General features: G+C 69.8%; 18 protein-coding genes and 1 pseudogene. 12 read left to right on the forward strand and 7 right to left on the reverse strand.

The annotated features are described in order from the left end of the window. Positions 1-113: 113 nt before the first annotated feature. A complete protein-coding gene (locus OG947_RS12480) occupies positions 114-1,943 on the forward strand; it encodes a phosphoenolpyruvate carboxykinase (GTP) (protein WP_027506179.1) in 1,830 nt (609 codons plus the stop codon). A gap of 42 nt (positions 1,944-1,985) precedes the next feature. Here the strand turns inward: OG947_RS12480 and OG947_RS12485 are convergent, their stop codons facing one another. Beyond that, positions 1,986-2,906: an ROK family protein gene (locus OG947_RS12485; protein ID WP_328811973.1), complete on the reverse strand. Its 921-nt coding sequence runs from the start codon at positions 2,904-2,906 to the stop codon at positions 1,986-1,988. 10 nt (positions 2,907-2,916) lie between these two features. Beyond that, positions 2,917-3,726: a class I SAM-dependent methyltransferase gene (locus tag OG947_RS12490; protein WP_328811974.1), complete on the reverse strand. Its 810-nt coding sequence runs from the start codon at positions 3,724-3,726 to the stop codon at positions 2,917-2,919. A 100-nt stretch (positions 3,727-3,826) separates the two neighbouring features. On the opposite strand from OG947_RS12490, the gene OG947_RS12495 reads away from it, so the two are divergent. Then, positions 3,827-5,038, forward strand: a complete 1,212-nt coding sequence (locus OG947_RS12495; protein WP_328811081.1) for a glycosyltransferase family 4 protein — start codon at positions 3,827-3,829, stop codon at positions 5,036-5,038. Positions 5,039-5,108: 70 nt separating this feature from the next. On the opposite strand, the gene OG947_RS12500 is transcribed toward OG947_RS12495, so the two are convergent. Then, a complete protein-coding gene (locus OG947_RS12500) occupies positions 5,109-6,830 on the reverse strand; it encodes a hypothetical protein (protein ID WP_328811975.1) in 1,722 nt (573 codons plus the stop codon). Between the two features lie 6 nt (positions 6,831-6,836). On the opposite strand from OG947_RS12500, the gene OG947_RS12505 reads away from it, so the two are divergent. From OG947_RS12505 to OG947_RS12515, 3 genes are read left to right on the forward strand one after another with little or no spacing between them, the layout of a single operon-like run. Beyond that, a complete protein-coding gene (locus tag OG947_RS12505) occupies positions 6,837-8,066 on the forward strand; it encodes a polysaccharide biosynthesis protein (protein ID WP_222637969.1) in 1,230 nt (409 codons plus the stop codon). Next, entirely contained in the window at positions 8,063-9,025 is a 963-nt protein-coding gene (locus OG947_RS12510) for a fumarylacetoacetate hydrolase family protein (protein WP_328811976.1), read from the forward strand. The genes OG947_RS12505 and OG947_RS12510 overlap by 4 nt, the downstream gene beginning before the upstream one ends. Positions 9,026-9,075: 50 nt before the next feature. After that, a complete protein-coding gene (locus tag OG947_RS12515) occupies positions 9,076-10,053 on the forward strand; it encodes an alcohol dehydrogenase catalytic domain-containing protein (protein WP_328811977.1) in 978 nt (325 codons plus the stop codon). A 47-nt stretch (positions 10,054-10,100) separates the two neighbouring features. Here OG947_RS12515 and OG947_RS12520 read toward each other — a convergent pair whose 3' ends face one another. Further along, positions 10,101-11,228, reverse strand: a complete 1,128-nt coding sequence (locus OG947_RS12520) for a DUF3068 domain-containing protein (RefSeq protein ID WP_056441268.1) — start codon at positions 11,226-11,228, stop codon at positions 10,101-10,103. Positions 11,229-11,344: 116 nt separating this feature from the next. Between OG947_RS12520 and OG947_RS12525 the strand changes: the two are divergent. Continuing rightward, positions 11,345-12,463, forward strand: a pseudogene (locus OG947_RS12525) (acyltransferase family protein); the annotation flags it as partial. A 17-nt stretch (positions 12,464-12,480) separates the two neighbouring features. On the opposite strand, the gene OG947_RS12530 reads toward OG947_RS12525, so the two are convergent. The 3 genes from OG947_RS12530 to OG947_RS12540 all read right to left on the reverse strand — a co-directional run bounded on the left by OG947_RS12530 (position 12,481) and on the right by OG947_RS12540 (position 17,551). Further along, the gene (locus OG947_RS12530; protein WP_328814017.1) at positions 12,481-16,794 is read right to left on the reverse strand and encodes an alpha-(1->3)-arabinofuranosyltransferase; all 4,314 of its coding nucleotides are present in this window, start codon (positions 16,792-16,794) and stop codon (positions 12,481-12,483) included. Continuing rightward, positions 16,791-16,952: a DUF2613 domain-containing protein gene (locus OG947_RS12535; RefSeq protein WP_231476388.1), complete on the reverse strand. Its 162-nt coding sequence runs from the start codon at positions 16,950-16,952 to the stop codon at positions 16,791-16,793. Before OG947_RS12535 ends, OG947_RS12530 begins: the two co-directional genes overlap by 4 nt. Before the next feature lie 131 nt (positions 16,953-17,083). Further along, positions 17,084-17,551 (reverse strand): universal stress protein, encoded by a 468-nt coding sequence (locus tag OG947_RS12540; RefSeq protein ID WP_027506188.1) that lies wholly within the window; start codon positions 17,549-17,551, stop codon positions 17,084-17,086. Between the two features lie 85 nt (positions 17,552-17,636). Here OG947_RS12540 and OG947_RS12545 point away from each other — a divergent pair, with 85 nt between their 5' ends. From OG947_RS12545 to OG947_RS12570, 6 genes are all read left to right on the forward strand, one after another. Next, entirely contained in the window at positions 17,637-18,818 is a 1,182-nt protein-coding gene (locus tag OG947_RS12545) for a glycoside hydrolase family 3 N-terminal domain-containing protein (protein ID WP_222637973.1), read from the forward strand. Between the two features lie 64 nt (positions 18,819-18,882). Further along, complete coding sequence (locus tag OG947_RS12550) at positions 18,883-19,467, forward strand: TetR/AcrR family transcriptional regulator (RefSeq protein WP_027506190.1); 585 nt, start codon at positions 18,883-18,885, stop codon at positions 19,465-19,467. Between the two features lie 443 nt (positions 19,468-19,910). Next, complete coding sequence (locus OG947_RS12555) at positions 19,911-20,705, forward strand: WecB/TagA/CpsF family glycosyltransferase (RefSeq protein WP_328811088.1); 795 nt, start codon at positions 19,911-19,913, stop codon at positions 20,703-20,705. Beyond that, positions 20,702-21,760 carry a Gfo/Idh/MocA family protein gene (locus OG947_RS12560; RefSeq protein ID WP_056441280.1) on the forward strand — a complete coding sequence of 353 codons (1,059 nt, stop codon included), beginning with the start codon at positions 20,702-20,704 and terminating at the stop codon, positions 21,758-21,760. The genes OG947_RS12555 and OG947_RS12560 overlap by 4 nt, the downstream gene beginning before the upstream one ends. After that, positions 21,757-22,770 (forward strand): SDR family NAD(P)-dependent oxidoreductase, encoded by a 1,014-nt coding sequence (locus tag OG947_RS12565; protein ID WP_328811089.1) that lies wholly within the window; start codon positions 21,757-21,759, stop codon positions 22,768-22,770. Before OG947_RS12560 ends, OG947_RS12565 begins: the two co-directional genes overlap by 4 nt. Continuing rightward, on the forward strand, positions 22,767-23,900 hold the full coding sequence (locus OG947_RS12570) for a DegT/DnrJ/EryC1/StrS family aminotransferase (protein ID WP_328811090.1): 1,134 nt from the start codon (positions 22,767-22,769) through the stop codon (positions 23,898-23,900). The genes OG947_RS12565 and OG947_RS12570 overlap by 4 nt, the downstream gene beginning before the upstream one ends. The last annotated feature ends 3 nt before the right edge of the window (positions 23,901-23,903 follow it).

Consider the following 23,903-nt stretch of genomic DNA (forward strand, 5'->3'; position numbering starts at 1 on the left):
GGACTACCCCGCCCACTGGGAACCCATGGTTCGCTCACGCACTTCGGTTCGGCGCCGATCGACGGACCGAGGCGGTGACGGCCACACGTTCCTGCACCACCCCAGGAGACAAGATGACCGCGACCATTCCGGGTCTCAACGGAACCGACGGCACGCCGCCCACCACGCATGCAGGCCTGCTGGCCTGGGTACGTGACGTGGCCGAGCTGACCCAGCCCGACCGGATCGTCTTCGCCGACGGTTCGGACGAGGAGTGGAACCGCCTCACCGACCAGTTGGTCGACGCGGGGACGTTCACTCGGCTGAACGCCGAGAAGAAGCCCAACTCGTTCCTGGGCAACTCCGACCCGTCCGACGTGGCGCGCGTCGAGTCGCGGACCTACATCTGCTCCACACGGGAGATCGACGCCGGTCCCACCAACAACTGGATGGACCCGGAGGAGATGCGCGGCACGATGCGCGATCTCTACCGCGGATGCATGCGCGGTCGCACCATGTACGTCATCCCGTTCTGCATGGGCCCGCTCGAGGCCGACGACCCCAAGCTGGGTGTCGAGATCACCGACTCCGAGTACGTCGTCGTCTCCATGCGCGTCATGACGCGCATGGGTGCGAAGGTGCTCGAGAAGCTCGGGGACGACGGCTTCTTCGTCAAGGCTCTGCACTCGCTCGGAGCCCCGCTCGACGAGGGTCAGCAGGACGTCCCGTGGCCGTGCAACGACACCAAGTACATCTCGCACTTCCCCGAGGACCGCGAGATCTGGAGCTACGGCTCCGGCTACGGCGGCAACGCGCTGCTGGGCAAGAAGTGCTACTCCCTGCGTATCGCGTCGGCCATGGCCCACGACGAGGGCTGGCTGGCCGAGCACATGCTGATCCTCAAGCTCATCTCGCCGGAGGACAAGGCGTACTACATCGCCGCGGCGTTCCCGTCCGCCTGTGGCAAGACCAACCTCGCGATGATTCAGCCGACCATTCCGGGCTGGCGCGCCGAGACCATCGGTGACGACATCGCGTGGATGCGCTTCGGCAAGGACGGCCGGCTGTACGCGGTCAACCCGGAGTTCGGCTTCTTCGGTGTCGCGCCCGGTACCAACTGGGACTCGAACCCCAACGCGATGCGCACCATCGATCAGGGCAACGCCGTCTTCACCAACGTCGCGCAGACCGACGACGGCGACGTCTGGTGGGAGGGCCTCGAGGGCGACCCCCAGCACCTGATCGACTGGACCGGCAAGGACTGGACGCCGGACTCGGACAGCAATGCGGCGCACCCCAACTCGCGCTACTGCGTGCCGATGTCCCAGTGCCCGTCCATGGCGCCCGAGTGGGACGACCCGCAGGGTGTGCCGATCTCGGCGATCCTCTTCGGTGGCCGTCGCAAGACCACCGTTCCTCTGGTCACCGAGGCTCGCGACTGGCAGCACGGCGTGTTCATGGGCGCCACCGTCGGTTCCGAGCAGACAGCAGCGGCCGAGGGAACCGTCGGCACCATCCGCCGCGACCCGATGGCGATGCTGCCGTTCCTCGGCTACAACGTCGGCGACTACTTCCAGCACTGGATCGACCTCGGCAAGAACGCCGACGAGTCCAAGCTCCCGAAGGTGTTCTACGTCAACTGGTTCCGCCGCGGCGACGACAAGCGCTTCCTGTGGCCCGGATTCGGTGAGAACTCCCGCGTGTTGAAGTGGATCGTCGAGCGCATCGAGCACAAGGCCGCCGGTGTCGACACGCCCATCGGTGTGGTGCCCACCGCCGACGCGCTCGACATCGACGGACTCGACGTCGCCACGGCCGATGTGGCCGAGGCGCTCGCGGTGAACGTCGACGAGTGGAAGAAGGAGATCCCGCTCATCGAGGAGTGGTTCGACTTCGTCGGCGAGAAGCTCCCCACCGGCATCCAGGACGAGTTCGACGCTCTCAAGCAGCGCCTGAACTCCTGATCCACCACCACTGACGCCCGCTCCCGATCACGGGGGCGGGCGTCAGTGCTGTTTCGGGGTGACCAGTGCGGCCGCTCCTGTGAGAGTCCCGACGGCCCCGAGGGCAGCGGGAACCACCGTGAACGACTCGAGGAAGTCGAGTCGGGCGTGCAACGCGACGGTCTCGCGGATGGGGTTCCACAGCGCCGGGCCGGCCGCGCTGAAGCCACCGCCGAGGACGGCCGTCTCGATGTCGAGCAGCGCCGCGGCGGACGCGATCGCCTGTCCCAGCGCCACGCCGGCCCGCTGGAGGGCGGCGACGGCAACCGGGTCGGCGGCGCGGGCGGACTCGGCGAGGTCGATGCCGGTGGCACCATCCCAGCCGTTCTCGCGGGCCCAGCGGACCGCGTTCGGGCCGCTGGCGACCGTCTCGACACAGCCGACCCCGCCGCAGGTGCAGGGTTCGATGGATCCGGGGACGACGATGTGTCCCACGTGCCCGGCGTTGCCGCTGTGGCCGCGAACGATCTCGCCGCCCAGGACCAGGCCGCCGCCGATGCCGGTCGACACCACCATGCCCAGCACGTTCTGCACGTGGCGGGCGGCCCCGAAACGATGCTCGGCCAGGGCCGCGCACGCACCGTCGAGTGCCAGGGTCACGGTGGCGTTCGGAACCACGCCGCGGACGGCCTCCACGAGCCCGAAGCCCTCGTACCACTCCGCGATGTTGATCGGCGCCACGGTGCCGGCAACGGTGTCGACGGGCCCGGCCGAGGCGATACCGACGGCCCCGATGTCCTGGAACTCGACCCCTGCCGCGGACACCACCGAGAGGAGAAGCTCCTCGCACGCCGCCCAGACGTTCTCGGTGGGGGTCGGAACGACGACGGGGTCCTGCGGTCGTCCGTCGGCACCCACCACCGCGGCAGTGAACTTGGTGCCACCGATGTCGAGTGCGAGCGATGTTCTCTCGGTCGTCGTCATTCACGCCACCCTAACGGGCGAGCGTGGTCCCGAGTCCGCGGTCGGCGGCGGAGTGCGCGCGGAGCACGACCACGAGGTTGCTCACCGCCAGCTCGCGAAATCCGGGGACGCGGACACACCACCACGCCCAGCGGGGGTGGTACCGCGGGAAGGCCGCGAGGAGTTCGCCGCCCGAAGTCTCTGCAGCCCAGCGTAATCCGTGCGAGGCGCGGATCGGGAACAGCGACTCTCCGAAACGGTTCTTCGGTTCGGCGCCGTGCACGCGCGCGTAGCGGCGAGCGGCGCGCTCGCCGCCGAACACGTGCCACGGTCCGGTCTCGTGCCCGCCGAACGGGCCCCACCACATCGTGTAGGACAACACCACCAGTCCGCCGGGCCGCGTCACGCGCAGCATCTCCTCGGCCATGATCCACGGGTGGCGGACATGCTCGGCGACGTTGGAGGAGAGGCAGATGTCGACGCTGTCCGAGCGGACGGGCAGCGCGGTACCGGATCCTCGGACGGACCCGCGGGCGTCGAGCCCCGCGGCGTGCATCTCCGAGGCGTCCGGTTCCACGGAGACGTAGCGGGCGCCCGCGTCGGCGAAGGCATCGGCGAAGTAGCCGGGTCCGCCGCCGACGTCGAGCACCGTCAGTCCGTCGAGAGTCGTTCCGGTCGCCCCGGCCCACAGGTCGTCGATCAGCATCGCTGTGTCGCGAGCCAGCGCCCCGTAGAAGCGTGCGGGATCGGACTGCTCGAACCGGAAGTCCGACACGAGCGAGAGTGACCGTCGCAGGGTGGCCCGTCGAGCGAGTCCGGCGGTGACGGGAGACGAGGGCACGAGTGGAGACTGTAGAGCCTCTCCGATGTGATCGTGCGGCGGGACGACGGCATACTTGACGACGTCGAAGAACCGAGAACCGTCACGGGGGTGACAGCAGATGACCGAGTTACGTGAGGTGCTGCTGCTCTGTTGGCGTGACAGTGGCCATCCACAGGGCGGTGGTAGCGAGCGCTACCTCGAGCACGTGGGGGCAGGGCTGGCGTCGCGAGGCATCAAGGTCACGCTGCGCACGGCCGGTTACCCCGGCGCACCAGCGTCGGACACGATCGACGGTATGCGCGTCAGCCGCGGCGGCGGGCGCCTGACGGTCTATCCGCGAGCACTCGGAGCGCTCCTCGCCGGGCGGCTCGGATTCGGTCCCCTGGCGGGTCTGAAGCCCGACGCGGTGATCGACACGCAGAACGGCATCCCGTTCTTCGCGCGACTCGTGACGGCGGCTCCCGTAACCGTGCTGGTCCACCATTGTCACCGCGAGCAATGGCCGGTGGCCGGTGCGGTCATGGCGCGGCTGGGATGGTGGATCGAGTCCAGGCTGTCGCCGCGGGTCCATCGACGCTCGCAGTACCTGACGGTGTCGCTTCCCTCGGCGGACGAGCTGATCGCCCTCGGTGTGGACCGCGAGAGGGTGGCCGTCGTCCGCAACGGTGTCGACGACATTCCCGGTTCCGTCACGGTGGGCGATCCGGACACGCGTGCGGACGCCCCGACGCTGGCCGTTCTGTCCCGGCTCGTCCCGCACAAGCAGATCGAGGACGCGATCGACGTCGTCGCTGCGCTGCGCGATGCGACGCCCGCCCTGCGCCTCGACGTCATCGGCGGTGGGTGGTGGGACGACAACCTGCGCGACCACGCCCGCGCGCGTGGCGTGGCCGACGCCGTGACCTTCCACGGTCACGTGTCCGAGACCCGTAAGCACCAGATCCTGTCGCAGTCGTGGATCCACGTGCTCCCGTCCCGGAAGGAGGGGTGGGGACTCGCCGTCGTCGAGGCAGCTCAGCACGGTGTCCCCACCGTCGGCTACCGGCATTCTCGGGGGCTGACCGATTCCGTGGTGGACGGCGTCACCGGCGTCCTGGTGGGCGACGAGTGGCTCAGCCGCGACTCCGACGTCGACGAACTGACCGACGCGGTGCGGACCCTGCTGGACGACGGCGATCTCCGTCGGCAGCTCGGGGAGAAGGCGCGGCTGCGGACCCGGGAGTTCTCGTGGACGTGGTGCGCGCGAGCGGTGGAGTCGGTGCTGCGCGAGCGAGTACACGGCCGAGCGGTGTCCGGGCTGGTCGCGGGTAGGCCGGAGGCCGGTCGGTAGGTGGTCGCGGGAAGGCCGGAGGCCGGTCGGTAGGTGGTCGCGGGAAGGCCGGAGGCCGGCCGGTCCGGAATCAGCGAGTCTGGGTGCGACGCGCTCTCGTGACGGCGACGAACGCCGCGATCAGGACGGCGGCCGCCCACAGCAGATGAGCGACGATCGCCGGTAGACGATCCGAGCGTGGACGAGGTGCCGGATCAGCGAGTGAGTACAGCGTGAGATCGGCGTCCGCGTACACGGGTTCCAGGCCCGCGAGGGTGCGTGCGGAGTTCCCGCTCTCGCCCGCCGACCTCTCGGCCAGGATCCACCCGACTCCGAGTGCGGCGAGGTCGCTCGCCGGGGCACCGGCCAGGAGCAGGCCTTCGACTCGCCCCGCGACGGTGTTCTCTCCCCGGACCACCGTCCCGCCCACCGGGAGATCTCCGGTGCCGAGCACATCGGCGTCCAGCAGCCTCGGAGCGGGATCGAGGACCGGTGCCTCGCCCGACCAGTCGAACCGGCGGAAGGTACCTGTCGGCAGGACGGCCACGAGAGCGTCGGACGGTCCGACACCGTCGATCACCGAGGACCACCCGGCGGGGTAGTCGACCGGACGCAGCGCGCCGTGCACCCCCCATGCCAGATCAGGCAGGACGACGAGCAGCGCGGCGGCGGCGGACACGGCTGCGAGCCGGGGACGTGTCCCGCCGCGACCGGGTCGATCGACCGCGGCGCCTGCACTCAGGGCGAGTGCCGGCATCCACAGGGCGACCCATTTCTGACCGTCCCGGAACAGCCCGGCACCGGGTACCGACTCGGCGGCCCATCGGCCGACGTCGAGCCCGATCGGGGTGGCGGCGAGGGCGACGAGCACCACGGACACGGCGCCGGTGAGCAGGAGCGTCGCGACCACGGGCGATGCGGTCCGGCGCAGACGGGGGAGTCCGGCGGCGGCCAGGCCGAGCAGCACGGCGGTGCCGACGACGGCGAACAGGCTGGTTCGGCTGCCGGGAACCGCGTCCGCGTTCCAGATGCCGCCCAGACCGGCGAGCGCTCCGATCGTCCCGAGTCCGGGCTCGGCCCGCGCCGCAAAGGCCGCGACACCCGCCGGATCGGCGCCGGTACCGGCCCCGGACACGGCGGTGGCCACCAGCCAGGGCAGCGACACGATCACAGTGGTGACAGCCACGACGACGAGCCGCCGTACGCGGCGTGCCCCTCCCGATGCGGCCAGGACCACCACGGCGAGAACGGCGCAGAGCAGCACGCCTGTCGGGGTCAGCCCGGCGATGCCGAGACACAGCACGAGGGGCGCAGCGGACCGCAGGTCACCGCGGTCGCGGAGGGTCATGGTCGCGACGACCGTCCAGGGGAGAGCCGCGTAGCCGACGAGCAGGCTCCAGTGTCCCTGCAGCAGACGTTCGGCCACATAGGGGTTCCACACGGCCACCGTGGCGGCCACCAGACGAGGGCCGGTCGAGGCGCCGCCGAGCACTCGCGCCGTCATCTGCGCGGCGCCCCACCCGGCGGCGATCAGAGCGAGAGCGAGCAGTCCGACGACCAGTACACCGCCGTCGACGACCGTGGTGGCGACCGCGACGACGGCGTCCTGGGGAACCGCCCGAGCTGCCGAGTCGGACAGGCCCAGGGCCGAGTCGGTGAGATACGACCGGGGCGTCGACACCGCGTCACGCAGCAGTAGGTGGCCGCCACCCGGAAGCAGCACACGCAGGAGCGGGCCGAGGACGACACCGGTGAGCACGACGGACCAGGCGAGGGACCACGCCCCGGCTGTCCTGCTCGACCCTGCGATCATGAGGGCATGATCCCTGCGCGCACCTCCACCGTGGTGGCCGGGGTGAGCATCGTGACGGCGGGGTCGATGGCGGCGAACATCGCCTCGTATCTGCTGCACCTCCCGGCCGGGCGTGTGCTCGGGCCGCAGGGCTACGGGGTCTTCGCGTCGCTGCTCGCCGCCCAGCTGGTACTCGCGGTGCCGGCGCTGGCGTTGCAGACCGTCGTGGCGCGTGACCGGGTGCGCGGTCGTTCGGTGGCTGCCTCCCGCAGGCTCGGACACCTGTACGCCGTGGTCGTCGCCGGTCTCGCCGTCGTCGCGACTCCCGTCGTGGCGGCTCTGCTCCACACCGATGTCGTGACCACGGGGGCGGCCGTCGTGACGGCGCCGTTCCTCGTGCTGCTGGCCACGGAACAGGGTCTGCTGCAGGGAGACTCGCGCTTCGGTGCCCTCGGCGGTGTGCTCGCGGCGAGCGGCCTGGCGAAGGTGGTGCCCGCCGTGACCGCCCTGGTGCTGGGCGGAGGTGTGGGACCAGCCCTGGTCGCGGGTGCGGTGGGGACTGCGGTCATGGCGCTGGCCGCGCGCATCGTCGTCGACCGCGCCGAGCAGACGGACGAGCACGATCGGCCCGCCGCGGCCGGGACCTGGCGTGACGTGCTCGCCGCATCGCAGGTCCAACTCGTGATCGTCGCGTTGTCCTCGGTCGACCTCCTGCTCGCCCGACGCGTCCTCGACCCGGAGGCCGCGGGTGTCTACGCGCTCGGCGCCGTCGCCGCGAAGGCCGCCTTCTGGCTCCCGCAGTCGGTCGGCGTGGTGCTGTACCCGAGGATGGCGGATCCGCGTCGGTCGGCGTCGGCGGTCCGCACCGCCCTGCTGGTGCTGCTCGGCGTCGGATCCGTCGTGGTGGTGGGTGCCGCGATCGTCGGGCCGATCGTTCCGCTGGTGATGGGCGCGGACTACGCGCCGGTGCAGTACCTGCTGTGGCTGTTCGCCGCGCAGGGCGCGCTGTTGGCCGTGGTGCAGTGCGGTCTCCTGGCGGCCGTGGCCCGCGGCGACACGCGCTCGGCGCTGGCGGCGTGGACCGTGCTGCTGGTCGAGGCCGTCCTCGTGCTGACGATCGTCGACAGCGCGACCGAGCTCGTCGTCGTGGCCGCGGCATGCGCTGCGGTCGCATCTGTTGTGGTCTCGACCAGCGCGCTCGGGCGTGTCCGTGTGCTTGGATCGGTGGATGACCGAATCCGGGGGGTGGGTCCGTGAGGCTGCGTAGGGGCATGACGGGGATCGACGTGCTGCACGAGACCACGGGAACGTGGGTCGATCTGAGAGCTGCTGGTGGAGAGGAACTTCCGAGCGGAATCGTCGAGTTCCTCGGTGCCGGTGAGCGTGCTCGCGACGTGGCGCGCGATCTCGTGGACCAGGCCGTCACCGCCGGGACCGCCACTGCGTCGACGTCCTTCGCCTCCCTGCCGTTCGAGCCGCGATCGCTTCGCTGCTTCGCGGGGTGGGACCAGCACTGGCACCAGGCGGCCGAGCAGATGGTGCGGCGCAACCTTCCCGCGGTCGTGCCACTGGCGAAGGCGTTCCAGGCGATCGCGCGGAAGCCGTTCCCGCCTCTGCGGCCGGGCGCCGCGGCAGTCGAGCACCCGATCTACTACACGGGCAATCACCTCTCCGTCGTCGGCGACGGCGACCCCATGTCGTGGCCCGCGTACACCGAGCTGTTGGACTTCGAACTCGAGTTCGGCGCCCTGGTGGTCCGGCCCGTCGTCAGCGCCTCGACGGCCGAAGCGGAAGCGGCGATCGGCGGCTTCGTGGTGTTCAACGACTTCAGCGCGCGCGACGTGCAGTGGGACGAGCAGCGCAACGGCCCCTTCGGACCCGTCGTGAAGACCAAGACGTTCGGGAGTTCCATGAGTGCCGAGGTGGTCACCGCGGACGAGGTCCTGCCGCACCTGACCGATCTGCGCGGCACCGTCACCGTCAACGGCGAGGTGTGGTCGGAGACGTCGACACGAGGCGGCCGGTGGTCGCTGGTGGACGGACTCGCCTACGCCAGCAGGTCCGAGAGCATCGGCCCCGGCGAGCTGCTGACCTCGGGGACCTTGCCGTCGGGGTGCGGGATGGAACTCGACCGCTGGGTGCGGCCGGGCGACGTGGTGCGCCTCGAGGTCGAGCGCATCGGGTCGGTGACCAACACGGTGGCGGAGCCTGCCTAGCTGGGTAGCGGGCAGGCCGGAGGCCGGTCGTTCGACAGTAGTGTCGGTGCATGCGTGCATTGGTGATCGAGGAGTTCGGCCGACCGGGAACCGTGCGGGAGATCGACCGTCCCGACGCGGCTCCCGACGGTGCGGTGATCCGGGTGGCCGCCACCGGGGTGTGCCGGAGTGACTGGCATGCCTGGCAGGGACACGACGGCGACGTGCGACTGCCGTTCGTTCCGGGCCACGAGTTCGCGGGAACGGTCGTCGCCGTGGGTGCGGACGTCGACCGCGACTGGATCGGTCGTCGCGTCACCACCCCCTTCGTGTGTGCGTGTGGGTCGTGCCCGACGTGCGCTGCCGGCGACCACCAGGTGTGTCCCCGTCAGGAACAGCCCGGGTTCACCCACGACGGGTCGTACGCCGAGTTTGTCGCCGTCCGGTACGCCTCGACCAACCTGATCGCGTTGCCGGACGAGGTGTCGTTCGACGCGGCCGCCACTCTGGGATGCCGGTACGCGACCGCATGGCGGGCGGTTCATCGCCGCGCCCGTGTAGTGGCAGGCGAGCGCGTCGCCGTCTACGGGTGCGGTGGGCTCGGCCTGTCCGCGGTGATCATCGCGTCCGGGGCCGGCGCGGAGGTGACGGCAGTGGATCGCTCCACCTCGGCGCTGGACCTGGCACGCCGACTGGGAGCAGCTCGGACGGTGCAGACGCCGGTCGACGACATGCACGTCGCGCTGGAGTGCTCCGGGCATGCCGGGTTGGCGGACGAGGCGATCAGGGGTCTGCGACGGCGCGGTCGGCACGTGCAGATCGGGTTGCTTCCGGGCGGCGGGCACGTGTCGATGGACGTGGTGATCGCACGGGAGATCGACGTGCTCGGCAGCCACGGGCTGGCCGCCCACGAGTACCCCGAACTGTTGCGCACTCTCCCGCACGCCGCCGTGGAATCGATGATCGGAGGCCGCAGACGACTCGAGGACGCCCAGCTCGCGCTGGACGCCCTCGGTGAGTCTGCAGGAGTGACGCTGCTACTTCCCTGACGGGAAGGCCGGAGGCCGGCCGATTCATGACCTGAAGGCCGGAGGCGTCAGTCCTTGCGGAGGTTCGTGCGGGGAATCTCCTCGGTACGGTCCGTCGTCCAGTCGTGGTCCGGTGCGGGTGAACCGGCGCCGGAGGTACGAGGTCCGGTCGTGGGTCCGTCGGCCACCGGACGTGTTCCGCGGGTGGTGCGGCCGCCGCGCAGGAGCAGCACGATGCCGACTGCCAGGAGGATGACGCCCAGAACGCCGGCGACGATCGGCACGGTGCGGCCGATCAGGGCGATCTGGTCCTTGCCGTCCTGTGCGCGACCGAGCTGGTAGGTGACGGTGTTGTCGTCGAAGCCGATGACGGCCTTGACGACGTCCACCTCGGGAGTTCCGGCGCGGCGTGCGTAGTACTGGTGCACGTCCTCCTGGCCCTTGACGATGACGCCGGTGACGGGCTCGACGTAGATGTCCCGGGTGTTCTCGTAGTACCGCGTCATCGTGATCGGCGTGGCGCCGCCGTCGACGCCCCACGTGCTCGCGGGGAGAGCAAGCTTGTTGGCCGGCGAGGGGACGACGGCGGACAGGTCCACCGCGGGGATGGTCTGCGTGTAGTGGTAGACCGTGACGCCCTCGATCTGCGTCTCCTCGACGAAGGTCATGTCGTAGCTCTCGCGGGCCACGGTGTCGAAGAAGGGGTAGGTCTGCTTCTGCGAGTCGAACGGGAACTTGTACTGCAGTCCGGTGTGCGGCACTTCCTCGGCCGGCTTGTCGGCCTGGCTCTGGATGGATCCGACCGGGTCGACCGGCATGGAGGACACGCGGTCCAGGCTCACGCGGTCGACGGTCGCGGTGAGCAGACCGGTGTCACCCTGTCGATCGGTGCGTCGCAGCGACGAGCCGGCCTGCACGGTGATGACGTCGGAGTTCGACGGCTCCTCCGTGGTGACGAAGCGCTGGGAGATCAGGGGGACGTTCTGATCCACGACGGCGGAACCCGCTGTGAGCGAACGCGAATCGAGCACCGACCCGGTGCCGGTGGACACGCTGGTGATCTCGAGGTCCAGCGGCGTCTTCTCGAGGCGCCCGACCGTGTACAGCGGGATCAGGATCGCGATGACCAGGAAGAAAGCTCCGAGCCCGATGAGGATCGGCGGGATCACACGCGTCGGTGTGGATCTGTTCGCCATACTGGAGGTCCCCTTTGTGCATTTGCACTTGTCAGTGCATACCGGCCGTGATGGGTCGAACACTAACGTATTGGGCCGCTCCGAGTTCGGGTGCGATGCGGCAGACTCTCCTGACGATGACCACTGCAGAGAAGGCCCGCGTCGATCCGCGCATCGGCGGATTCGTGCCCGCGCTCGAGGGGATGCGCGGTCTCGCGGCCGTCGGCGTGCTGCTGACCCACGTCGCGTTCCAGACGGGATCGACGGGCACACCCCTCGTGGGCCCGCTGCTCGGCCGTCTCGATCTCGCGGTGGCCGTGTTCTTCGCGCTCTCGGGGTTCCTGCTGTGGCGACCCCACGCGGCCGCCGCGCGCGGCTCGCGGCCGAGGCCGTCCGTCCGTACCTATCTGGTGCACCGCGCGGCACGCATCCTGCCCGCGTACTGGCTCGTGGTCGTCGTCGTGCTGGCCCTGCTGCCGGGTGCGGGTGGTGGCGTCCGGGTGTGGATCGCCAACCTGACCCTCGTGCAGGTGTTCGTCCCGTTGACGTTGACGCAGGGCATGACCCAGATGTGGTCGCTGTCGGTCGAGGTGGCGTTCTATCTGCTGCTCCCGTTCATCGGGGTCGCCATGGCCGCGCTCCGCGGACCTCGAGCCCGTCTGCGCACGCCGGTGCTGGTCGGGGTGTCCGCCCTGTCGCTCGGGTGGACCTTTCTCCCGATCTCCACCGCGGACGGCGTGAATATCGAGAACTGGCTGCCCGGCTACCTGGCGTGGTTCGCGGCCGGGATGGTGGTGGCCGAGGCTGCTGCCGAGCTGGCGATACGCGAGACCCGATCAGACTCCGACCTGCCCGGTCGGTCCCGACCGGTCTCCGACCTGCCCGCTGTCCCGCTGGTCGTCCGGATCGCGAGCCGACGATGGTTGCTCACCGGCATCGCGGCGGTGGCCTTCGCGGCGTCGTCGACACCGATCGCGGGCGCGCAGGACCTCACGACGCCGGCGGCATGGCAGTTCGCGGTCAAGGTGGCCTTGGGCGCCGTCGTCGCGTTCTGTCTCATCGCGCCCCTGGCCGTCGGAACGGGTGTCCGTACCCGGTGGCTGTCGGGTCCGTTCGCGCTGATGATCGGCCGGTGGTCCTACGGCATCTTCATCTGGCACCTCGCGGTGCTGGCCGTGGTGTTCCCTGTGCTGGGGGTGTCCCCGTTCGGCGGGCAGTTCCTCCTCGTCGCCGGTGCCACGGTCGTGTTGACGCTGCCGGTCGCCGCGGCGAGCTACGCGCTGGTGGAGGAGCCGGTCCGTGTCGCACTGCGTCGACGGGAAGCGCGCAGGGCCGACCGGATCCGGGCGAACGAGGGAAGCGCCGCGAGCGCCACGGCGCCGACGGATGCCAGCGCTGCGAGCTGAATGACGGCCGAGTGGCCGACGTAGCCGTCGGGATCACGCCAGGGGCCGGTCGACAGCATCGCCCCGGCGACACTGAGTCCGAGCCCCGCGATCGCGACGAGCACACGACCGCGGACACGGGCTCCCCAGCGATGGTCGACGGCGGCGACCGCGACGGTGAGAACCGCCAGCCAGCCGAGTGCGGCGGGCCCACCGATGACCCACACGGCGGCGAACAGCCCCGCGTGGCCGACGAGGGCGGGTTGCCAGGTGGGTGTCGGTGCCGTCGCGGGGTCCGACGGGCGGCGCCGCATCGTCATCACGGCCAGAGCCGCGAGAAGCGCCAGGCCCGCGACGATCGCCGTGCGGTACCAGGTGTCGGCGGGGAACGTCAGGGTCACCTCGCCCGAGAGGCCGGCGGGGAGAATCCACCCTTGCTGCCACCCGTTCACGATCACCGGGGCGAGCACCTCTCCGTCCGGGCGCGTGGCCACCCATCCCGGGTTGGTGCTCTCGGGCACCACGAGAATGCGCTGAGTCGAGGACCCGGTCACGACGACGCGGCGGGAGTCGGCGGTCCACTCGTCCGCGGTGACCGCCACGGGCGTGGGGCCGGTGTGGGGGAACGCAGCGAGCGGTGCCGTGCGCAGCACGACGCTGTCGACGACGAAGGCGTCGCCCGGGTCCACCGACACGGACTGCGAACCCGAGGGCAGCGGAACAGGATTGGAGACGTTCGCCGCGACGGGGACATCGCCCTCGCAGAGAGACGCACGGATCGGTGCGCCGGTGGCCAACGCCCCGGCCGTCGTCGAGACGGCGGTGCGGACGAGCTGATCCGCGATGGTCAGGGTGGGGCCGGTCGCGCACGACGTCACGATCGGGCGGTCGGGATCGAACGCCGCCCCCGCGGACGCGGTACCGGATCCGGAGAGCACCGTGATCTCGGCCAGACCGGGAGGCCGTACCTGGTCGAATCCCAGTGCCGTGCGGTCGAGTACGTCGTCCCAGTCCAGCAGCGAGACGGTGATCCGGTCGGTCACCGCCGGTTCGAGGGACACTCTGGTGTCGCCGTCCGCGTCGACGTCGCGGACCTGGGGGCCGGTCCCGAGGTTCACCGCGATTTTGGTCGGATGAGACGGCAGTGCGCCGAGGCTCTGGGCAACGTCGAGCCCGTCGATTGAAACGGGTTGCGGCAGTTCGAGAGTGACGGTGGGATACGTTCCGGCCCGGCCCTCGATCGAGTCCTGACTCGCGGTCCAGGACGTGCGGTCGTCGCCGTCCGTGAGGGCGAAGGTCGACCCCCGGACGTCGGTGACCTCGGCCGCACCCCGAGCCCGCGGACGTGTGGCGTCCTGCAGGAGATCCTCCAGCGCGGACGACTGACGCGAGCGCAGCCAGAGTTCGGGAGTCACCGCCGTGCCACTGGGAACCGAGAGCGTGCGCTGGAAACTGTCGAGTTCCTCGGGTTCGACGGCCACGCCACCCGCGCAGCGCACTCGATCGGGCGTGTCGACGCAGCCTGTCCGGCCCGGAAGCTCCTGTGTCAGATTCCATCCCGTCACCGTGACGCCGTCGGCCGGAGCCGGCATCTCCGTGAGGTGCCGGACGACCACCGGTGTCGGCGCATCGGGATCCGTGTAATCGGTGAGGCGAAGGTCGCTGACGCCGAACTGTGCTCCGACCGAACCGTTCTCGGTCTCGGTGGCTGTCACCCGGATCCGCGTCGTCGTGCCGGCAGGCAGTGAGACGGTCACCGGATCGCCCGGTTCGGTGATGCGTGCGGCTGCGGTCCCGTTGTCGGTCTCGATCTCGACCCATTTCACCGGTGATCCCAGAGCGCCGGGGCTGGTGCGGAAGTCGAGCAGGCCGGACTGCACCGGGCGATCGAGGTCGAGCTGGATCCACTGACCGACCGAGCTCTCGAGGCCGTTGCTCACCCAACTCGTCGCGGCGTCGCCGTCGACGGCCGCCGCCGGACCGTTGCCGGGCGAGGCGCCGCCGAACTGGGTGGCGTCCGATGCCGAGGAGGAGACGGACACCCGGGCACCGGACCACGCGCCCTCGACCAGCGGCGCACCGTCGACCGGATAGTCGGGCACGAGATTGAGTGTGCGGCGGGGATCGTCGGGTGTGCGCAGGGCGCTGCTGTGATCGTCGACGGAGCCGAAGTCGACCTCGCGGTTCATCGGGGTGTCCGTCACCAGGACGTCGTCGACCGTGAGCCCGGCGGCCCGGGCGTCGCCGTCGAGAAGTACCGGTCCCGCCGGAGTCGGGTCCAGGCCGCCGCGCTCGCGGTGCTCGTTCAGGCGAGCGAGGACCTCGGGCCCGCCCTGCACTCGGGGCACGTCGTCGGCCACCACCGTGTACGGGCCGTCGACGGCGGGGGTGCCGGGTGTCGCCTCGAAGATCTCGATCGCGGGATAGGTGGGGCGCAGGTCGGAGTCGGCGACGATGCCGTCCACCCGTCCGGGCCCGATGTCGTCGCCGAAGGTCGCGACCCGCTCGAGCCCGGGCGAGTTCTCGATGCTCTGGTGCGCCAGCGAGGTCCGGGTCGAACGCGACGTCTCGGGGTCGAGATCGTTGCGCATCACCAAGTAGCGGACGTTCATCGATGCCAGCGTGTCGGCGAGTCCGTCGGACGGTCTGCCGTCCGCGAGAAGCCGCTGCACCGAGTCGAGGGCGCGGATCGCGCCGGGCGGCACCAACGGGACCGCGTCACGGACGGCCCACGGCGAGGCCGCCAACGCCTGCAACGGTTCGTCCCGCGTCAGCCCCCACAGCTGAGCGGCCAGGGGCGCACCGGGAACGACGAGCGCGCGGGACTCCTCGGCTCCGGTGCCCGCGTGGTCGGCCAACCAGCCCGCCGCGTCGGACCATTCGGCCGGAACGGCCTCGTATGCGCCCCGCGGCGCGAGCCGCCCGGTCCAGGCCAGCGAGGTCGAGACGGTGAGTGCCACCAGGACGAGTGCGGCGAAAGCGACGAGGGGCTCCCGTTCCGGGTGCGACGCCGCGCGACGCCAGCGAGGCGACGGCACCGAACCCGGCAGCGGCACCTGCGCCAGCAACTGTGCGAGGCCCAGCGCCAACGGCAGTCGGATCACCGGTTCCAGCTTGTGGATGTTGCGCAGCGGCGCACCGGAGGTGTCGAGGAACAGTCGCACCTGCTCGGAGACGGGGGAGGCCAGTCCGCCGACGTACCCGGCGGTCATGCCCACGAGCCCGATCAGCAGCACCAGGGTCAGCCGACCGCGTGCCGGCATCGACCGCATGCAGAGCCCGGCCATTCCCGCCGCGGCCACGACGGCAGAGGCGATCACCGCGGCGGGTTGTGTCACCACCACAGCGCCGGCGATGCGTTCCGGCGAGACGAACGGTGTCCAGCTGCTCGTGCCGCGCAGGACCTCCACCAGCGAGGCCCACTGCGTCGTCGTGCCGGCCGACTCGATGTAGTCGAGGAACGGTGGACTGACGCCGCGCAGAATGAAGAGGGGAACCAGCCACCACGTCGTCGCGGCGACGAGACACCCGATCCACCACAGCGAGAACCGGCGCCACCGGGCGTCCGGCCTGTGCGCGAGCCACCACACGATCGCCACGAGGGTGGCCGCCGCCGTCGCCACGGCGTTCACGGCACCCATCGCCGCGACGGCCAGCGCCGAACACGCGGCGGCGCGCGGAATGCTCACGGAGCGGCCGGAGAAGACGCGGACCAGGGGGATCAGTACCCATGGTGCCAGCATCATCGGCAGTGACTCGGAACTGATCGACCCCAGGGTGGTGATCACCCGCGGAGCGAGGACGAACGCGAGCGCACCCACCACCCGCGACCCGCGGCTCCCGACCCCGAGGGCCTCGCACAACCGCAGGACACCCCAGAACCCGAGAAAGATCAGCACCGCCCACCACAGGCGCTGCGTCACCCACCCGGGCAGCCCCAGCACGTCACCGAGGGCGAAGAACGACCCGTGCGGGAAGAAGTAGCCGTACGCCTGGTTCTGTACCTGTCCGAAGGTGGCGTCGGACGTCCACAGATGGGACGCACGCGAGAGGAACCCCAGCGGGTTCTGCGTCAGGTCGTACTTGGTGTCGGCGACGGTGAGGCCGGGAGCCTGCAGGAACGCCAGGATCAGCGCACCGACCGCGGAGAAGAAACGCCACCGGGCCCCTACGGGCGCGGTGACGGGAGCATCGGACGTCAGCGGCTGCCGTACTCGACCTGGTTGAGGAGGGAGGACTCGGCGTTACCGGAACGATCGACCTCGGGGCGGGTGTCGGACGAGGCGGCGGCAGTGGCGCCGAACACCACGGCCACTCCCAGCACGACGCCGATGACGGCACTGATCGCTGCGGATTTCACGAGCAGAACCTATCACTTCGACTGGCCTCCGGCCTGCCCGTTCACCTCGACCGGCCTCCGGCCTGCCCGTTCACCTCGACCGGCCTCCGGCCTACCCGTTCACCTCGACCGGCCTCCGGCCTGCCCGTCACTCATCTGCCGGGCGGCACGATCAGTACAGGGCGATGGCTGTGCTTGAGCACGAGATCGGCACAGGACGACTGCAGCAGCGACCGCAGACCGGTCCGGCCGCGTGTCCCGGTGACGATGATGTCGGCGTTCACCTCGTCCGCCGTCTCGACGATGGTGGTCCAGATGGCGGAGTGCGACTCCTCGCAGCGCCCGTCGGCGTTGATGCCGGCGCGGACGGCCAGCTCGAGGCCCTCGCTGTTGGTGACCTTCGCGTCGGCGAGTGCGATGTCCTCGGTCTGCTCGTCCGGCAGCCACTCCGGCGCCATCACTCCGGACAGGCCGGACATGCGGGCCGCCTGTCGCACCATCGGTTCCCACGCGGTGAGCACGATGGCGCGTTTCGCCTGGAGGAATCTGCCGGCGTAGTCCACCGCCCTGCGCGCATTGTCCGAACCGTCGTACGCGATCAACATGACGTCACACGACATGAGAGCCTCCAGGCTTGTGGCGGTGGCTGACGATCTTACCGTCGCGGTCGGGTTGCGGGGAGACTCACGCGATAACGTTTCGGGTATGTACCTGCGCCGAGTTCTGACCCTGGTCGCGACGTGCGCGATCGCCACGACGGCGTGCGGGACGGGGGACGCGGCGGCTCCCGCACCCACCACCACCGGTGCGGCCACGGCATCGCCCTCGGCTCCCTCGGCGGTCGTGTCGACGTCCGAGATGCCTGCGGCCACGCCCGATGCGTGCGCCACCGCCATCGACGCCATGACGCTGCGGCAGCGGCTCGCCCAGCTGTTGACGGTCGGGGTCACCGGGACCGAGGACGCCGTGGCGGTGGTGGGCGCCGAGCAGGTGGGTGGTGTGTTCGTGGGCAGCTGGACCGACAAGACGATGCTCACCGGCGGCGGCGTCGATCGCATGCAGTCGGCCGCCACCGTGCCCGTCATGGTGACGATCGACGAGGAGGGCGGCCGGGTGTCGCGGGCAGCCGACCTGCTCGGTTCGGTGCCCTCGGCACGCGAGACCGCCGCCACGATGACCCCCGAGCAGACGTACGAGATGTGGCTCGAGCGCGGACGTGGACTGAAGGATCTCGGCATCACCGTCGACTTCGCTCCCGACGTGGACGTCAGCAGCCAGCCCGACGACTCGGTGATCGGTGACCGGTCGTACTCGGACGATCCCGCCACCGTCGTCGCGTACGCCGGAGCTGCTGCGCGCGGTCTCCGCGACGCCGGGGTGATGCCCGTGATCAAGCACTTCCCGGGGCACGGCTCCGGATCCGGCGACTCGCACACCGGCGCCGTCACGACACCGCCGCTGTCCGAACTGCAGGCCCGCGACCTGGTTCCGTTCCGCGATCTCGTGTCCACCGGAGTGGGTGCCATGGTCGGACACCTCGACGTTCCGGGCCTGACGACGGAGGGCGTGCCCGCCAGCATCAGTCCCGCCGCGATGGCGCTGCTACGTGACGGCACCGGCTACGGGGCGGCGCCGTTCACCGGCCCGATCTTCACCGACGACCTGTCCGGCATGGCGGCGATCACGTCGCGACTGGGCATCGAGGACGCGGCCCTGGCCGCTCTCGTCGCCGGGGCCGACGTCGCCCTCTGGATCACCACCGACGCGGTGCCGAGCGTCCTCGACCGTCTCGAGGCGGCCGTGGCGTCCGGGGAGTTGAGCGATGCGCGCGTGGACGACGCGGCCCGGACCGTCCTTACGGCCAAGGGAGCCCTCGGCTGCGCCTGACTTGTCCCGCGGACGGTGACGTAGAGTCGGGAGGTCGTACGGCGGACAGCTCCGGGGAGGACGCATGGCAGGCGGAACCAAGCGGTTGCCGCGCGCCGTCCGTGAGCAGCAGATGCTCGACGCCGCCATCGAGGTGTTCTCCGAGAACGGCTTTCACAGCACGTCGATGGACTCCATCGCCGCACGAGCCGAGATCTCGAAACCCATGCTGTACCTGTACTACGGCAGCAAGGACGAGCTCTTCGCCGCGTGCATCCATCGGGAGGGCCTCGAGTTCGTCGCTGCGATGACTCCCGCGGCGGACCCGACGCTCACTCCCCGCGAGCAGTTGCGCAAGGCATTGCTCGGGTTCCTCACGTTCGTGGACGAGCACCGCTCGTCGTGGATGGTGCTCTACCGGCAGGCGATCGGCCAGCAGGCCTTCGCCGGTCAGGTGCAGAGCAGCCGCGATCGGTTGATCAGCCTCACCGCGTCGCTGCTCGAGATGAGCACCAAGGACCCGCGGCCGGAACACAACTTCGGACTGATGGCCGTCGCCCTGGTCGGTGCCGGCGAGGCCGTGGCCGACAGGGTCGCCGGCGGCGAGATCGACGTGCACCAGGCGGTCGACCTTCTCGAGAGCCTCGCGTGGCGGGGGCTTCGGGCCTAACTCGAGTTCGCGGATGCGCGGGCGCAATCACGTGCGTGGTGTGTCTGCGAAATACATTCATACGTACCGCGATACGGTGTATTTCTCATTCGAACGAATGATTTAGCGAGCAAAAAGCGATTCGTGGACTGTTTCGGCCTACAGTTCGAACCGCACAGTTCGCCGCGAGAACTGTCGTGCTGCTCGCGGCTGAGGGAATCGCTGCAGTCCTGTCGGACGCAGTTCGTCCCCGCGCTCCTGCCGCTCTGCCGCAAGTCCAGTTCGAGGCTGATCATTCGAGGAAGTTCATGAACGGTTCCACGGCGCTCGGGGCGCCGGACGATGCGTCCCTCCCGACTGAACTGCGGCTCACCCCCGCACCCGCACCGCTCCACCAGGGGCAGCGTCTCGTCCGGCCCGGTCCTCCCGGCCGGGTGAACTCGTGTCCGCAACGGACGGCACTCATGATCGTCGCAGGTACTCGCGTCGATCTGTGCGGTTCGCCGCACGTGCTCGACATGGTTCGTGACCGGCTGGCAGGCGGTAAACCGCTGGCGATCGGGTCGGTGAATCTCGACCACATCCACCACTTCGGCGGCATCGAGCGGTCGCGCCTCAACCTGCCGGACGAGCGCCCGACCCACGAGTGGCTACTTCTGGCCGACGGCCAGCCGATCGTCGACAGGGCGAACGACCTGACCGGGACCAAGTGGCCGAGGTTGACGGGATCGGATCTGCTCCCGGACATCCTGCGTGTCGCGGAGACCATGGGCAATTCCGTCGGATTCGTCGGGGGAACTCCTCGGGTGCACGAGTTGCTCGGCAAGCGGCTCCGTCGTGACTACCCGGCACTCGATGTGGTCGGGTACTGGGAACCGGACCGGACGACCGTCGAAAGTCCCACTCTCGCACGGGAGATGGCAGAGCAGGTCCGGACGGCCGGCGCCGACATCGTGGTCGTCAGTCTGGGTAAGCCGACCCAGGAACTCTGGATCGAGGAGTTCGGTGACGTGACCGGTGCGCGGTTGCTGCTCGCCTTCGGTGCCGCCGCGGACTTCATGGCCGGTGAGGTCTCACGAGCGCCGCACTTCTTCAGCGAACACGGGCTCGAATGGTTGTTCCGCCTGGCCATGGAGCCGCGGCGGCTCGCGCGTCGCTACGTCGTCCAGGGTCCGGAAGCATGGTTCCGTCTTCGCGGCGCCTACCTGGTGGCGGACTCGGATCCGTCGACTGAGAAGAAGGGCACCACGGCACGATGACGAGACGTTACGGAGTAGCTGTGATCGGCGCCGGCTACTGGGGACCGAACCTGGCCAGGAACTTTCGGGCACACCCGGCCTGGGATCTGGTCGCCGTATGCGATCGTGACGAGTCCCGAGCGCTCGCCGTGGTCGGCGAGCGGTCGACGGTGGACGTGGAGACCAGTGTCGAGGCCGTCCTGGCGCGCGCCGATGTCGACGCGGTGGCCATCGCCACACCGGCGGCGACGCACGCCAGTATCGCCCTGGCGGCTCTGGACGCGGGAAAGCATGTGCTGGTGGAGAAGCCGCTGGCCCCTGGCTCTGCGGACGCGTCAAAGATGGTGCGGACGGCGAGCGACGCCGGCCTGACCCTGATGATCGACCACACCTACTGCTACACACCGGCCGTGCAGTACATCCACGACGTGATCGCGAAGGGGATGCTCGGCCGCATCCTCTACATCGAGTCCACCAGGATCAATCTCGGACTGATTCAGCCCGACGTCGACGTGTTGTGGGACCTGGCACCGCATGATCTTTCGGTGCTCGACTACATCCTTCCGGGTGGGCTGGCCCCGACTCGGGTGTCGGCCACGGAGTCCGACCCGCTGGGGTCCGGGAAGTCGTGCGTCTCGCACCTCACCGTCGAGATCGGCGACGGTGCGTCCGCGCACATCTCCGTGAACTGGTTGTCACCGACAAAGATTCGTCAGATGGTGATCGGTGGAAGCCACCGCACCCTGGTCTGGGACGACCTCGACCCGATCCGGCGAGTGTCGCTCCACGACCGTGGGGTGACGATGGGACAGCCCAGCCAGGACGACCGTCGACGCGCCGCCGTCTCGTACCGGCTGGGCGACATCACCGTGCCGGCCCTGGCGGAGACGGAAGCCTTGCGGCTCATGGTCGGCGAGTTCGCGGCCGCGATCCGGGAGGATCGGCCCGCTCGCACCGACGGTGCCGCCGGGCTCCGCGTGCTCTCGGTGCTCGAGGCCGCGTCGCACAGCGCCGCTCACCACGGTGAGGCCGTCCGGCCCCGCCACGTCGATTCCGAGACCGGGGACATGGAATGACCGAACTGAACGGTGCCACGGCTGTCGTCACGGGCGGTGCCGGCACGATCGGATCGACCATCGTCGATCAGCTCGTCGATGCCGGGTGCTCTCGAATCATCGCGCTCGACAACCTCACGCGGGGGCGTCGCGAGAACCTGGAGCAATCGCTCGAGGATCCGCGCGTCGAACTCGTCGAAGGCGACATCCGCGATCGCGATCTCGTGAACGACGTGGTGTCGGGCGCAGATGTGGTGTTCCATCAGGCGGCAATCCGGATCACACAGTGTGCCGAGGAGCCTCGGCTCGCACTCGAGGTATTGGTCGACGGGACCTTCACCGTGTTCGAGGCCGCCGCTGCGAACGGCGTCGACAAGATCGTGTCCGCCTCCTCCGCATCGGTGTACGGCCTCGCGGAGACGTTCCCGACCGGGGAGCGTCATCATCACCACAACAACGACACCTTCTACGGCGCGGCGAAGTCTTTCGGCGAGGGCATGCTCCGGAGTTTCCGCGCCATGTACGGCACCGATCACGTGTCCCTGCGGTACTTCAACGTCTACGGACCGAGAATGGACGTCCACGGTCTGTACACCGAGGTGCTCGTTCGGTGGATGGAGCGGATCACCGACGGGCGCTCACCCCTGATCTTCGGAGACGGCACTCAGACGATGGACTTCGCGTACACCGAGGACATCGCACGCGCCAACATTGCTGCCGCATCGTCCTCGATCGTGGACGGCGTCTACAACATCGGCAGTGGTCGTGAGACGAGCCTGCGGGAGCTGGCGGAGGCGTTGCTGCGCGTCATGGGCTCGGATCTTCCGATCGAGTTCGGGCCGGCCCGGACGGTCAACGCCGTGACCCGACGATTGGCCGACACATCCTCCGCAACAGTGGATCTCGGGTACTCGGCATCGGTCGAACTGGAGGACGGTCTGCGAGCACTCGTCGACTGGTGGCGACCGCGTCGACACGCGGTGTCGGGCCTGACGGCGTCCGGTTCCGGTCTGACGGCGTCCACGACGTGACTCGGCTCGACGTCATGCGCCCCTGGCTGGGAGCCGAGGAGATCGCCGCAGTGACGGCGGCGCTCGAGTCCGGCTGGATCGCACAGGGTCCGCGTGTGGCGGAGTTCGAGGCCGCGTTCGCGCGCCGCATGGGCGTGCACCACGCAGTCGCGGTGAGCAGTTGCACGACCGGCCTGCACCTCGCTCTCGTAGTGGCGGGGATCGAACCGGGAGACGACGTCGTCGTGCCGTCGTTCTCCTTCGTCGCGACGGCGAACGCGGTGCGGTACGTCGGGGCTCGACCGGTCTTCGCCGACGTCGACCGGACGACGGGCAACATGGACGCGACCACGCTCGCGGCCGTTCTGACACCTCGGACGCGCGCGGTCGTCGCCGTCGATCAAGGCGGTGTGCCGGTGGCGATCGACCACATCCGGCAAGTCACCGACCCGCTGGGCATCGTGGTCGTCGAGGACGCCGCGTGCGGCGCCGGCGCGACCTACCGGGGTCGCCCCGTGGGTGTCGGTGCGGACATCGCGGCCTGGTCGTTCCACCCCCGCAAGATCCTCACCACCGGGGAGGGCGGGATGGTGACGACAGATCGTGCGGACTGGGCCGACCGTGCGCGGTCACTGCGTGAGCACGCCACCAGCAGATCCGCGGCGTCACGGCACGAGGACACTCTGCCCGCGGCCGAGACCTACACCGAGGTGGCCTACAACTACCGCATGACCGACCTGCAGGCCGCGGTAGGCCTGGTCCAGTTGAGCAGGCTGGACGCCGTCATCGAGCGGCGTCGCGCACTTGCGCAGCGGTACCGGGACGCGTTCGCCGGTGTGCGCGGTCTGCGATGCGTGGCCGATCCCGAGAACGGGGAGGCGAACTTCCAGTCGTTCTGGGTCGAGATCGGACCGGATGCCGCGCGCAGCCGAGACGACTATCTCCGTGATCTGGCGGCCGACGACATCTCGGCGCGCAGGGGCATCATGGCCTCCCACATGCAGCCCGCATATCAGGGCAGCGACGCGGTCGTCGGTGATCTGAGCGTGACGGAGCACCTGACCGCGTCGACGCTGATTCTGCCGCTCTTCCACGCGATGACGGACGACGAGCACCGTCGTGTGGTCACGGTGATGGCGCAGCGCCCGTGAGTG

This window comes from Rhodococcus sp. NBC_00297 (assembly GCF_036173065.1).
Classification (GTDB): Bacteria; Actinomycetota; Actinomycetes; order Mycobacteriales; family Mycobacteriaceae; genus Rhodococcoides.